The organism is Castellaniella sp. (assembly GCF_041677825.1).
Taxonomy (GTDB): Bacteria; Pseudomonadota; Gammaproteobacteria; order Burkholderiales; family Burkholderiaceae_B; genus Castellaniella.
Map to the genome: position 1 here is coordinate 26,408 of NZ_JBAYPG010000030.1, position 11,847 is coordinate 38,254.

The window sequence follows — 11,847 nt, forward strand, 5'->3', positions numbered from 1 at the left end:
ACACGACATGAATGAACTCGATCCTCTGGTCCTGCTGGCCGTATTCCAGGAAATGCTTGGCCCCCTGCTCTGGGTACTGCTGGCGGTGATCATCATTGGTACGCTGGCATTTCTCACCCTGCTGCTGCGCGAACGCCGGCTCGTGGCACACCGCCTCATGTGGTCGCAGGCCGCAGGTATCCTGGGCGGCGCGCTGGCGCTGGTGCTGATGGCCTATGTATCATCGTCGGGGTTTGCCGATGCGGGTGGCCCCATAGACTGGCTGCTGATCGCCCTGGTGTTTTTCCTGGGTCTGGTGGGGACAGCCGTTCTGGTCTATACGGTGGCCGGCTGGTGTTCCATCTGCCGCTGCGGCAGGCAGACGGCCTGAACGGCCCGCGGCCCATGGTTCAGGCGGTCTGAAGCGGGGGCGTCACGGGCCGGGGAGCCTGGGGCATTGCGACCCTGATCGGCAGCCACTGGCCCCGGTTTCGCCGGCTCAGGCGGCCACTGGCCTGAGATGCTTCCAGGTGGCGGTAGCAAAGGCCACCACATCGTTGTCCGCATCGGTCATGGTCGAACGCATGTACGAGATGCCGCGCCCCTGACGGATGAATTCACCCACGCAGCGCAGCCGGCCCACCCGTATCGCCTTGACGTATTGAACCTTGATCTCGAGCGTAGTGCACGCGCCCTGCACGCGCTTGAGCAGGTGGCCCATGGAGATGTCCATCACGCTGGCGATGATCCCGCCGTGCAGCGAACCCTGAGGGTTGAACATGAAGTCCCTGGCTTCGAAGGTGATGACGCACTGCCCATCGGGATACTCGAACTCGAGCCCCAGCAAGCGCGCCAGAAAGAATGTTTCAAACTCTGGCTTGTGGGTCTCGATGGCCTGCTCGAATGCCTGCCGCGCTGCGACTTCGTCCACCATGTTTCTCCTGTATCAGACTGTGGGCGTTACCGTAGCACACCGCAGCGCATGATTGCAGGCCCGGGCGGACATCAGGGCTGAACCGAAGGCACCCCCGAGGCGAAGTCACGCGTCTTGTGCCACTGCGGCAGGTTGCGCCCCTTGAGCAGCATGTTCCAGTAGAACCAGGGCAGGAAACTGCGCTTGAGCCACCAGTAGCTGCGCCGCGGTACGCGCGGATCGAGCGGGAAGCTGGGCGTTGGCACGCCACCGTAGGTGAATTCGGCGAGCAGGACCTTGCCCACGGATGTCGTCAGGGGGCACCCGGCATAACCGTCATAGTGGCTGGAGGGCACGAGCCCCTCGAGCGTACGCACCACATTGGCAACGATCACCGGCACCTGGCTCTTGATGGCCGCTGCCGTCTTGCTGTTCGGCGCCGATATGCAATCCCCCAGCCCAAACACATTGGCATGGCGCGTGTGACGCAAGGTGTGCCGGTCGACATCCAGCCAGCCCGCAGCGTCGGCCAGCGAGCTGGACCGGATGAAATCCGGGGCGCTCTGTGGCGGCACCACATGCAGAAGGTCATAGGCGACCTTTTCGCGCCGGATCTGCCCATTGTCCGAGGATTCGAACACCGCGATCCTGTCCTCGCCGCGCACCTCGACCAGGTGGTTGTTGTAATGGGCTTGCGCCTGGCAGGACGCCATGATCCGGTTCAATGGTTCAGCGTAGTAGCCAACCCCGAAGATCGAGGCGGCGCCACTGCGAAACTGCAGGCTGTCGGCCCGCATCCCATGGCGCCGGAAACGATCGGCCGCCAGGTACAGCGCCTTCTGGGGCGCGCCCGGGCACTTGACCGCACCCGCTGGCTGGGTGAAGAGCGCTGCCCCGCCACGGAAGCCACGCACGAGCTCCCATGTATACGGTGCCAGATCGTAACGATAATTGCTGCAGACGCCGTCCCTGCCCAACGCCTGCTCCAGGCCCTTGACCTGACTCCAGTTGAGCTGGATTCCAGCGGCAACGACCAGGCAATCGTAGGCCACCGGACGGCCATCATCCAGCTCGACCTGCCCCGCTTCAGGGTCAAATCCACGTACGGCCTGCGCAATCAGCCGCACCCCTTTGGGCACGCAGCGCGCCAGTTCACGACGGGTCTGCGCCACCGAATAGGCGCCACCACCCACCAGTGTCCAGGCGGGCTGGTAGTGATGATGCGGCGCGGGATCGATGAGAACGACATCGAGGTCCGGACGCTGACGTTTCAGGAGGGCCGCCACTGCGATGCCGCCCGTGCCGGCGCCCACGATGACGACCGCATGATGTTCAGGAGAAGATGCTTTCACGTTTGCCTCGGTTTCAGTGACACAGTGACCGTGCGCAGGGCGACGGCAGAGAGGCCATTCTAGGCGTCGAGGCTTATGACTTTAAATACTGAATACAAATACCCTAATTTCTTTATTTTATATAAGAGCACATCGGGCATCGCTGCGGCACGGATCAGGGGACGCTGCGCATCAACGTGCATCACCGCACATCGATACGCATCGACGCGCACCGAACGTCATTCCCGATCTCCGATCAAGGCAATGAATCCACGAAGCGTGCAAAGACATGGACCGGCTCGCGTTCGGTCGGAAAATTGTTCTCGGGCGCCGCCATGTCGGCATAGCCAAGGGCCATCGCCATGATCAGTTGCCGATGTGCCGGGATTTTCAGGCGTTTCACGATCAGGTGCTGATAAGGGTTGAAGGCCGCCTGCGCACAGGTATCCAGCCCGAAGCTGCGCGCTGCGATCATCACGTTCTGCGCAAACATGCCCAGATCGAGCCAGCTGCCCTGCTCCATGTCACGGTCCATTGTGAACAACAGGCCGACGGGGGCATCAAAGAAACAATAGTTGCGCCGATGCTGTGCCGCCATGCGCTCGGTCTGGCCGCGCTGGATGCCGAGGCTGCCGTACAGCGCCCAGCCCACGGTACGCCGGCGGGCCAGATAGGGTTCGCGCCACTGGCGCGGATAATAGGCGTATTCGGCCTGACCCGGTTCACCCGCCAGGGCAGCCGTTTCGATATCCTGGCACAGGGCCTCGCGTGCAGTACCCGTCAGCACGATCACCTGCCACGGCTGGATGTTCGAGCCCGACGGCGCACGCGCCGCGCTCTCGAGAATGCGTTCGATCAGCCGCTGAGGCACGGCATCGGGCAAGAACGCCCGGACTGAACGGCGTGAACGTATCGCTTCCTGAACCTGCTGCATGCAGGGGCTGGTGGTGTCCATCATAGGGCTCCCAGACGCATGTGAATGGGCCAGCGAATCGCGCGGGTGCCCATCGGATCACCCCACAGTGCCGCCAGATCGGACGCAAAGCCCTGCAAAATGGCTTCACACCCGGCCTCATGCGCACGACGTACGGCCGACCACGTGGCAATATAGCCCAACAGGTCTGCCAGCCGCCAGGCCTTGTGAAGCACCAGCGTGGGCGCAGCCAACGCGGAAAAAGGAAACGGCAGATCGACGTAGCCGTCATCGACGAGCCTGCGCTGCACGGGCCAGAAGGGGCCGATCTCCTGCCAGTAAAACGTGCTGAAGCGCCGATCCAGCTGCGCATCCAGGCGCGGCACGCCGTAGCTGATCAAGGCCAGTACGGCACCCGATCCGGCAATGCGGCGCACCTCGTCGTAGAAACGGGGCAGATCGAACCAGTGTGCTGCCTGCGCGGCGGTAATCAGCTGAGCGCTGTGATCTGCAACGGGCAATTGCTCTGCCGATGCACGGACATACTGCACGCCGGCGTGCACAGCGGCATTCAGGATCTGGTCGCCACTTGGATCGACCCCCAGCACGCTGTCAAAGTGCGCAGCCAGCTGGGTCGTCAACTGGCCACTGCCGCAGCCGACGTCGACGGCCAACAGCCTGCCCGGTGCGGCCAGCGCCAGAAACCGTGCCAGTTCGAGAGGGTATTCGGGCCGGAAGCGCGCGTAGGCCTGGCCGCCCTGGTCAAACCAGTTGCGCGCGGGGGCTGCCTCGAGGTGCATCGATGTTCTCCGGGACAAAAGCGGATCCAAGGTTGCGATCGCACACCCGGCACCCTACACTTGGCAAGACAATATGTAACATGACTGCAAATCCCATCTGATGCCGCGTTTCCTGCACACCGCCGACTGGCAAATTGGCCGTCGCTATCCCCGCCTCGAAGAAGAAGATGCCGCCTCCCTGTTCGAGGCGCGCTTTGCCGCCATCGAGCGCATCGCCCGCCTTGCCGCGCAAGAGCAGGTGGATGCCGTGCTCGTGGCCGGTGACGTCTTCGATGCGCAGACGATCTCCGACCGCAGCCTGCACCGCACGTTTCAGGCCACACAGGGCTTCAAGGGCCCCTGGCTCATGCTGCCGGGCAACCACGACGCCGCACTGGCCGAAAGTGTCTGGCATCGGGCACGGCGCATCCATGCCGTGCCAGACCATGTCCACGCGCTGATCCAGCCTGGCATCTACTCATTCGCAGACGCCGGCCTGGCCATTCTGGCGGCCCCGCTCACCCAGCGGCACACGCACGACGACCTCACCGCATGGTTCGACGGCGCCGCAACACCCCACGGTCTGCTGCGCGTCGGTCTGGCGCATGGCAGCGTCAGCGGCATTCTACCCGACGACATCGACTCGCCCAACCCCATCGCCGCTGACCGCGCGGCCACTGCCAGGCTCGACTACCTCGCCCTGGGCGACTGGCACGGCACCCGGCAGATCGACGCACGCACCTGGTACAGCGGCACCCCGGAGCAGGAACGCTTCAAGGACAACGACCCCGGCAATGTTCTGCTGGTTACCGTGGACGGCCCCGGTGCCACGCCGATTGTCACACCACAGCGCACAGGCGCCCACCGATGGCTGCAACTGACCCGCACCCTGGCCGTCTCCAGCGACCTCGACGCCCTGCTGGCCGAGCTCGAATCCCTGCCGGCGAGCTGTGTCATCGAACTCACCCTGGCGGGCGAACTCGACCTGGCCGGGCAGCAGCGTCTGGAACGTGCTCTCGACCGATTTGCAGCCCGCCAACGCAGCCTCACGCTGCACGACGACCGGCTGCGCCTGCAGCCCACCGACCAGGATCTGGCCGCACTGCATGCAGACGGCTATGTCGCCAGCGTGATCTCCACCCTGCGCGAACGCCAGCACGGTACCGCAGACAGTGACAATACGCAGACGGCGCAGACGGCGCGCGACGCTCTGGCGATTCTTGCCGGCCTGCTCGCACAGCGCCAGGACGCGCCGATCCCATGAGGCTCACCCAGATTCGGCTCGAACAGTGGCGACAGTTCAAGGCACCCTTTGCCCTGCACGATCTGCAGCCCGGCATCAACATCATTGCGGGCCCCAATGAATCGGGCAAGAGCACCCTGGTCGAAGCCATTCGGGCGGCATTCTTCGAGCGCCACAAGTCGGGCACCGTGACGCACTTCCAGCCCTGGGGCGATACCGCGGCCGAGCCCGCGGTGTCTCTCACCTTCCAGTGGCAAAATCAGACCTGGCAGCTCGATAAACGCTTTCTGGGCCACGCCCGCTGCAGCCTGGTCGTGGATGGCACCCGCTTCAATGGCGACGACGCCGAAGACCGGCTTACCGAGCTCATGGGCTACAGCCTTGCCGGCCGTGGTGCCAGCAAGCCCGAGCATCAAGGCATCCCCGGCCTGCTGTGGGTGCAGCAAGGCCGCATACAGGATGTCCGGCAAGCGGTAGAGTACGCCGCCGCACACTTGCAGATCGCGCTGGGCCAGGATCTGGGCGCCATGGCCAGCAGCAGCGGCGACTGGCTGCTGGCCGAAGTGCGCGCGCAACGCGCCGAACTGCTGACGCCCACGGGTCGCCCCACCGGCAGCTACAAGAGTATCGAAACCCGGCTTGGTGACCGAAAAGCCCAACTGCTGCTAGTCAGCGAACAGGTGCGTGCGTATGAAGACAAGGTGGATGCCCTGGCCCGCCTGCAGGCGCAGCGCGAGCAGATCGACGCCGCGCGGCCGTGGGTCGCCCAGCGTGAGCAGGCTGAAAAAGCCAGCGCACGGCTCAAGGAAGTCGAACAGTTGCAGGCGCAATTGGAACAGACGCAGCGCGAGCTGGCACACTGCACCAGCCAGCAGGCGCTCTTGCGCGAGCAATTGCAAGGCTTTGGAAGTGACGCCGCCCTGCTGGCCGAACGCGCTGCGGCACTGGCTCGGACACACGAGGCGCTGGACGCCTTGAACCTGCGACGCGCAGACGTGGAAACCCGCCAGCACCAGGCCAAGGTCGCTTGCGACACCGCCGAAAACACATTCCAGCAAGCACGCCGGCACGCACGCCACCTGCGGCTGCAGGCGGAATACGCACAGCTCGAAACCTGGCTGGACAAACACGGCAAAACCCTGCACACACTGCAGCAATTGCAGCAGGATCTGCGCGCCCTGAGCACGCAAAGGCAGCAGCAGGCCGTGGACACGGCCACCCTGGCAAAGCTGCGGCAACTGCAAAAGGCACTGGACCACATCACGCTGCGCAAGCAGGTCGCAGCAACCCGCATCCGTTGGCAATTGCAGGCCGGACAGGCACTGGCCATCGGTGATCAGGCCATCACGGGCAGCGGCGAGCAGCTTCTGCTGCAAAGCACGTCGATCGACATCCCCGGCGTGGGCCAACTGCAGATTGCCCCGGGTGGCAAGGATGCGGCCGAACTGGCGCGCGAGGACGCCCGCCTGTCAGGCGACCGTGCCAGCCTGCTGGCAGACCTGGGGGTTCAGGATCTGGCCGAGGCCGAGGCCCGCGCTGCCGATTGCCAGCGCCTGGAGGCCGATATCATGCGTGCCCGGACCCGCATTCAGGATCTGGCCCCCGAGGGCGTGGATGCGTTCATGCAGCAATGCGAAGACGGCAGGCACCGGCTGGCCGAACTGGCCGAATTGGCCGGACACATCGCCGGCAGCCCGGGCGCGCAGGGCGATCTGCCTGACGAAGAAGAGGCTGAACGCACGCGCAACGCGGCCAATGAAGCCCTGAAGGCCGCCGACACCGCCCTGCAAAAGCACCTCGAAAGCCTGGGGCTCGCGCAACAGGCCTTCGATACCAGCAAAACCGAATGGGCGCGCCTGGACAGCAAGCTGAAAGACCCGGCATACCAGAAAAACCAGCAGAATGCGAGCCAGGCACTCACCGAACAAAAAGCACGGCAAGACAGCCTGCAGGCGCGGATCCGGCAATACCAGGCAGAGATCGACAGCGCCCAGCCGCAGGTTCTGAAGGACGACGTCACACGTTTCAGGCGATCCGCCGATGCGCTCGAAGACGCGGCCCACCAGCGCCAGCGCGACATCGATCGCCTGCAGACCGAACTGGACACCCTGGGCGCCCAGGGTCTGGAAGAAAAACGCGGCGAACTGCAGCAGGCGGTGGACACTCTGCAGCGCCATCTGGCCCAACTGACCGCGCGCGCCAACGCGCTGGACCTGCTGTTCACCCTGCTGCAAGAGGCGCGCCAGACACTCACCCGCCAGTTGCAGGCGCCGCTGCAAAAGCATCTGGCCCACTACCTTCGCCTGCTCTTCCCTGCCGCGGAAATCCAGGTGGACGACAACCTGGTGCCTACGCTGCTGCAGCGTGGCAGCCAGTACAGCACGTTCGATGACCTCAGCTACGGTGCCCGCGAGCAGCTTGGCCTCATCAGCCGCCTGGCCTATGCCGATCTGCTGCAAGAGGCTGGCCGCCCCACCCTCATCATCCTCGACGATGCCCTGGTGCACTCGGATGCCGAACGCCTGGCACAGATGAAACGCATGCTCTACGACGCGGCCAAGCGCCACCAGGTGCTGCTCTTCAGCTGCCATCCGGAAAACTGGAACGATCTGGGCGTCCCCGCCCTGGATCTGCCGAGCCTGAAGGCACGAGCGTGATGCCCTGATTTGCAGCTTCTCCTGGGGTTGGAGATCGCTTGCGCAGAATGAATCGGAGGCGAACCCAGTCGTTTTTCCACACCCTCCTGCTTTCATTCATCGCGTGAATTCTTGACTCTGAATTGAGATAATTCACCGAATACCTAAATGTTGGAGTTTTCCATGTCTGTAGAAAAGGTCGCACTCATCACCGCAGGCGGGTCTGGCATGGGCGCCGCTGCAGCGCGCAAATTGGCCCAGGACGGCTACTGCATCGCCGTACTGTCCTCGTCGGGCAAAGGCGAGGCGCTTGCCGAGGCGCTCGGTGGCGTGGGCGTCACCGGCTCGAACCAGTCGAACGACGATCTGCAGCGCCTCGTCGATCTGGCGCTGCAGCGTTGGGGGCGCATCGACGCGCTGGTCAATTCCGCCGGCCATGGCCCGCGTGCGCCGATCCTCGACATCACCGACGAAGACTGGCACAAGGGCATGGATGTCTATTTCCTCAGCGCCGTGCGGGCGGCCCGACTGGTGGCGCCGATCATGGTGGCCCAGGGCGGCGGCGCCATCGTCAACATCTCCACGGCCTGGGCTTTCGAGCCCGCCGACCTGTTCCCGACTTCAGCCGTGTTCCGCGCGGGGCTGGCGAGCTTCACCAAAATCTTTGCCGACACTTATGCGGAGAAGAACATCCGCATGAACAATGTCCTGCCCGGCTGGATCGACAGCCTGCCCGCGACAGACGAACGGCGTGACAGCGTGCCGATGCGCCGCTACGGCAAGGCCGAGGAAATCGCCGCCACGATCGCCTTTTTGGTATCAGACGGCGCAAGCTACATCACGGGCCAGAACATCCGGGTCGACGGCGGCATTACCCGTTCTGTCTGAGCTGCCGTACATCGACGCTGCAGCGTGACAACGTTGGTATGACAAGCAGCGTAAAATTGCCGCTTGAAGCTGGGGGCTCAGGACTACAGAAAACGGGGGCAAGATCAGTCCGGCTCTGTCCAGCCATCAATATTGATAACGGCAGGCGGCAATCAACAGCGCCCCATCCCTCATCGAATACACAAGCCGGTGCTCGGCTGTGATCCTTCTCGACCAGAAACCCGCCAGATTGTGGCGCAGCGGCTCCGGTTTGCCCTTGCCCTCGAAGGGGGTGCGGCGGATCTCGTTGATCAACTCGTTGACCTTCTTGACCATGCGTTTATCCGTCTCCTGCCAGTACAGATAATCGCCCCAGGCCTGCTCCGACCAGATCAGCTTCACTCGACGATATGCCGTTCAACACCCTGGCCACGTTCAAGGCTGTCGATTGAATCCATCAGGCGGCGCGCATTGGCCGGAGAACGCAGCAGGTAAGCCGTTTCCTCCAGCGCGTTGTATTCCTCCAGCGATATCAACACGCACGCCTCGCCGTTCTGACGGGTAATAAGGGTCGGGGCGCGGTCCTCGACGGTCTGCACCATGGTGGCCGACAGGTTTTGCCGGGCTTCGGTATAGCTGATAGTGCGCATGGCAGTCCCTTTTTAATATGTACATATCATTGTACATGACACGAAGACTAGTGACCAGATTTCCATATCACTGCAAGCCATCCCCGAAGTCCTTGCATCAGCGCAAGTCGTATTGCTGCAAGCCATCCGTTCCAGTGGCAGACGCGCCTGTACCGGCATCCGCAGGTGGCTTTCGATCCCCATCATTGACCGCAGCGAACCGGCGACGGGCCAGGACTGACGCGGTACGGGAGGATCGAGGCGGGACGCCATAAAACAAACCCCTTGTTCAGCCACAAGGGGAACTGGCTACTGCCAGGGCGGCACCTTGCTGACGATTGCCACAGCTGCGGTGGCGCACGATGGCGACGACCGGCTGCACGCATCGTCAACATCTCGTCGATCAACAGCAGCAACGTAGCGATGAACGGCAGTCATCCACGGCCAAGGATGCGTCCGAGGCGTTCTGCGGTGCTGGTGCGAGCAGTGGTGTTCATGGTCGTCTCCGGCTGCTTCAGGACGCTTCGTCATCCGGCCCCGCCGGGCCGGGATCGGGTTCCACACCGATGCGATAGCGGGCAACGAAACGCGGCCAGTCCACATGGTCAACCAGGTCGATGTCCCCGATGACGCTGATCTTGGCTCCTGCACGTTCGAACAGAGCGATGCTCTTGGCGGGATAGTTGTTGCGCGACGGATAGAGCACCCCGTCGAACAGCGGCTGGTCGTCATCTCCGAGCATCGCATGCACCTGTGCGGACACCTGCTGCGTATGCCTGTAGTCGCGGCTGGCCAACTGCTCCAGATTCAGGCCAAAGTAGCCCGCCATGACGCCTGGTGCTGTGAAATCCGCCAGAAGCACATCAGCCATCACGCCTACGGCGCGCACCATCCGGCTCTGGACTTCTTTCAGCGCGATCGAGCGCTTCTTGTCCGCAAGCCACTGGTGTTTGTGGAACACCGACTCCATCAGCGCCGTGGGCAGGTCGCGTCCCAAGTAAAGCACGCCGTAGGCCCGCGCCGGGTCATCGTAGCGATTGGTGCTGCGGCGACCATAGTACAGCGGGCTGCCTCGATAGGCTGCGCGACTCACATGCTGGAGCAGTTCACCGGTATCGATCAGGAAGGATGGCAGCTCGCGTTTCATGACGGCTTCAGTTCAATGCACCTGAACGCCCAGCACGTTGAACACCGCCTCGGCCACGTCGTCGATCGTGCCATGCGTCACCGCATCCAGCGGCGAGCGACCGCCCAAGCCTTCAAGGGGTTCGGACAGTGCGCGGTAGATTGTCCAGTGGTCGATGCCCTCGACCTCCTGAAGTACGGTTTGGGTCAACTGCTGCTTTACCGGGTCGAGTTGCCAGTCGGGCAGCTTCTGACCGCGCGGCCCCACGTTCAGCGCCAGCAGCCGACGGGCAACGATGTCCTTGTAGATCTGCTGGCGGGACTTGTCCGCCAGTTTGGCGAACTCAGGGATCGGCAGGTTGTGTGGCTGGTTGAAGGTTTCCAGCAGCACGGCACGGCCACGCTGGACGTCGGTTTTACTCGGTGCCCAGCGCGTATCGGCATGCAGCGCGGCCGCCTTGCGTGCAAGGGCCTGTTCCACCGTCTCATCCTCCAGGGTAGCGGGCAATTTTATCGCCTCCACACGCTCGTGGACAAACGCCTGCAACTCGGCCGCAAAAGCCTTGGCGTCCCGGATTTCGACGGTATCCGCGAAGCGACGCACATCCTTCACCGTGACGCGCGGCAGACGGTCGGCAATGAATTCAATGGCATTGGACATGGTGATCTCCCAGGCAGGTTTGAGACAGGATTCAATTTAGTCTCCTTTGTCGCGTTTGTCAACTTTGACGCCTTACGCAAGCCTACCTGGCGGAAGCAGCGTCAGGACAGCATAAGTCGCAGCGAGCTTCGGGGTCGCCGTCCAATCCATTCGTGCGAGTTCCACATTGACGCTGGAGACGCAGCCCAGGCCCCGCTATACCGAAACGGGTAAAGGCCAAAGGTCGAAACGGTAAGGGAATGGGGCGCAAGAGGAAAGGCCCTACCTCGAAAAGGCGAAAAGGCCTCCCGACCGGCCCACCACAGGACACCCACATGTTCTCCATGACGACGTAGGTGGTAGAGCACCTCCTGGGTTCGGCCGACCGCGAAGGCCGGCACGATGACGTTGCCGCCGCGTTCGAACAATGTCTTTTCGACGATGCCGATCATGTCCGCTTCGGTCGCCGAGAAATCCTTGTGCCGGCGGTTGCCGCAGGTGGACTCGATGACGAGGATGTCGGCTTCCTCGATGGTTGTCGGGTCGCGCAGGATGGGGCGTCCCGGCTGGCCCAGATCGCCGCTGAACACGATCTTCGTGGGGTAACCGTACTCGGTAATCCACACTTCCACGATGGCCGAACCAAGGATGTGTCCGGCATCGCGGAAACGGGCGCGCACCCCGACGCGGGGTGCGAACTCCCGGTCGTATTCGATGCCTCGTACCTGCTGCAGGCATTCGTGTGCATCCTGCAGGGTATACAGGGGTGGCGGCACGGTCTTTTCTTTGAAC

Annotated in this window: 13 protein-coding genes; 4 read left to right on the top strand and 9 right to left on the bottom strand. The window is 63.2% G+C overall.

Going from position 1 to position 11,847, the window contains the following annotated elements:
* Positions 1-7 precede the first annotated feature (7 nt).
* Entirely contained in the window at positions 8-370 is a 363-nt protein-coding gene (locus tag WCY17_RS12130; RefSeq protein WP_372702450.1) for a DUF5368 domain-containing protein, read from the top strand.
* A 108-nt stretch (positions 371-478) separates the two neighbouring features.
* Here WCY17_RS12130 and WCY17_RS12135 read toward each other — a convergent pair whose 3' ends face one another.
* From WCY17_RS12135 to WCY17_RS12150, 4 genes are all read right to left on the bottom strand, one after another.
* A complete protein-coding gene (locus WCY17_RS12135) occupies positions 479-913 on the bottom strand; it encodes a PaaI family thioesterase (protein ID WP_372702451.1) in 435 nt (144 codons plus the stop codon).
* Positions 914-984: 71 nt separating this feature from the next.
* On the bottom strand, positions 985-2,244 hold the full coding sequence (locus WCY17_RS12140) for an FAD/NAD(P)-binding oxidoreductase (RefSeq protein ID WP_372702452.1): 1,260 nt from the start codon (positions 2,242-2,244) through the stop codon (positions 985-987).
* A gap of 235 nt (positions 2,245-2,479) precedes the next feature.
* A complete protein-coding gene (locus WCY17_RS12145) occupies positions 2,480-3,157 on the bottom strand; it encodes a nitroreductase (protein ID WP_372702453.1) in 678 nt (225 codons plus the stop codon).
* 20 nt (positions 3,158-3,177) lie between these two features.
* Positions 3,178-3,936 carry a class I SAM-dependent methyltransferase gene (locus WCY17_RS12150; protein ID WP_372702454.1) on the bottom strand — a complete coding sequence of 253 codons (759 nt, stop codon included), beginning with the start codon at positions 3,934-3,936 and terminating at the stop codon, positions 3,178-3,180.
* 100 nt (positions 3,937-4,036) lie between these two features.
* Here WCY17_RS12150 and WCY17_RS12155 point away from each other — a divergent pair, with 100 nt between their 5' ends.
* The 3 genes from WCY17_RS12155 (at position 4,037) to WCY17_RS12165 (ending at position 8,682) form a co-directional block, all read left to right on the top strand.
* Positions 4,037-5,179 carry an exonuclease SbcCD subunit D gene (locus WCY17_RS12155; RefSeq protein ID WP_372702455.1) on the top strand — a complete coding sequence of 381 codons (1,143 nt, stop codon included), beginning with the start codon at positions 4,037-4,039 and terminating at the stop codon, positions 5,177-5,179.
* Entirely contained in the window at positions 5,176-7,815 is a 2,640-nt protein-coding gene (locus WCY17_RS12160) for an AAA family ATPase (protein ID WP_372702456.1), read from the top strand. The genes WCY17_RS12155 and WCY17_RS12160 overlap by 4 nt, the downstream gene beginning before the upstream one ends.
* Before the next feature lie 162 nt (positions 7,816-7,977).
* Complete coding sequence (locus tag WCY17_RS12165; RefSeq protein WP_372702463.1) at positions 7,978-8,682, top strand: SDR family oxidoreductase; 705 nt, start codon at positions 7,978-7,980, stop codon at positions 8,680-8,682.
* 126 nt (positions 8,683-8,808) lie between these two features.
* On the opposite strand, the gene WCY17_RS12170 is transcribed toward WCY17_RS12165, so the two are convergent.
* The 5 genes from WCY17_RS12170 to WCY17_RS12190 all read right to left on the bottom strand — a co-directional run.
* Positions 8,809-9,063, bottom strand: coding sequence for a Txe/YoeB family addiction module toxin (locus tag WCY17_RS12170; RefSeq protein ID WP_372702457.1), 255 nt, complete (start codon positions 9,061-9,063; stop codon positions 8,809-8,811).
* Positions 9,060-9,311 (bottom strand): YoeB-YefM toxin-antitoxin system antitoxin YefM, encoded by a 252-nt coding sequence (yefM, locus tag WCY17_RS12175; protein ID WP_372702458.1) that lies wholly within the window; start codon positions 9,309-9,311, stop codon positions 9,060-9,062. Before yefM ends, WCY17_RS12170 begins: the two co-directional genes overlap by 4 nt.
* A gap of 493 nt (positions 9,312-9,804) precedes the next feature.
* Complete coding sequence (locus WCY17_RS12180) at positions 9,805-10,437, bottom strand: RES family NAD+ phosphorylase (protein WP_372702459.1); 633 nt, start codon at positions 10,435-10,437, stop codon at positions 9,805-9,807.
* A 12-nt stretch (positions 10,438-10,449) separates the two neighbouring features.
* Entirely contained in the window at positions 10,450-11,076 is a 627-nt protein-coding gene (locus tag WCY17_RS12185; protein WP_372702460.1) for an integrase, read from the bottom strand.
* Between the two features lie 101 nt (positions 11,077-11,177).
* A partial coding sequence (locus tag WCY17_RS12190) for an MBL fold metallo-hydrolase (protein WP_372702461.1) occupies positions 11,178-11,847 on the bottom strand: 670 nt, incomplete at its 5' end.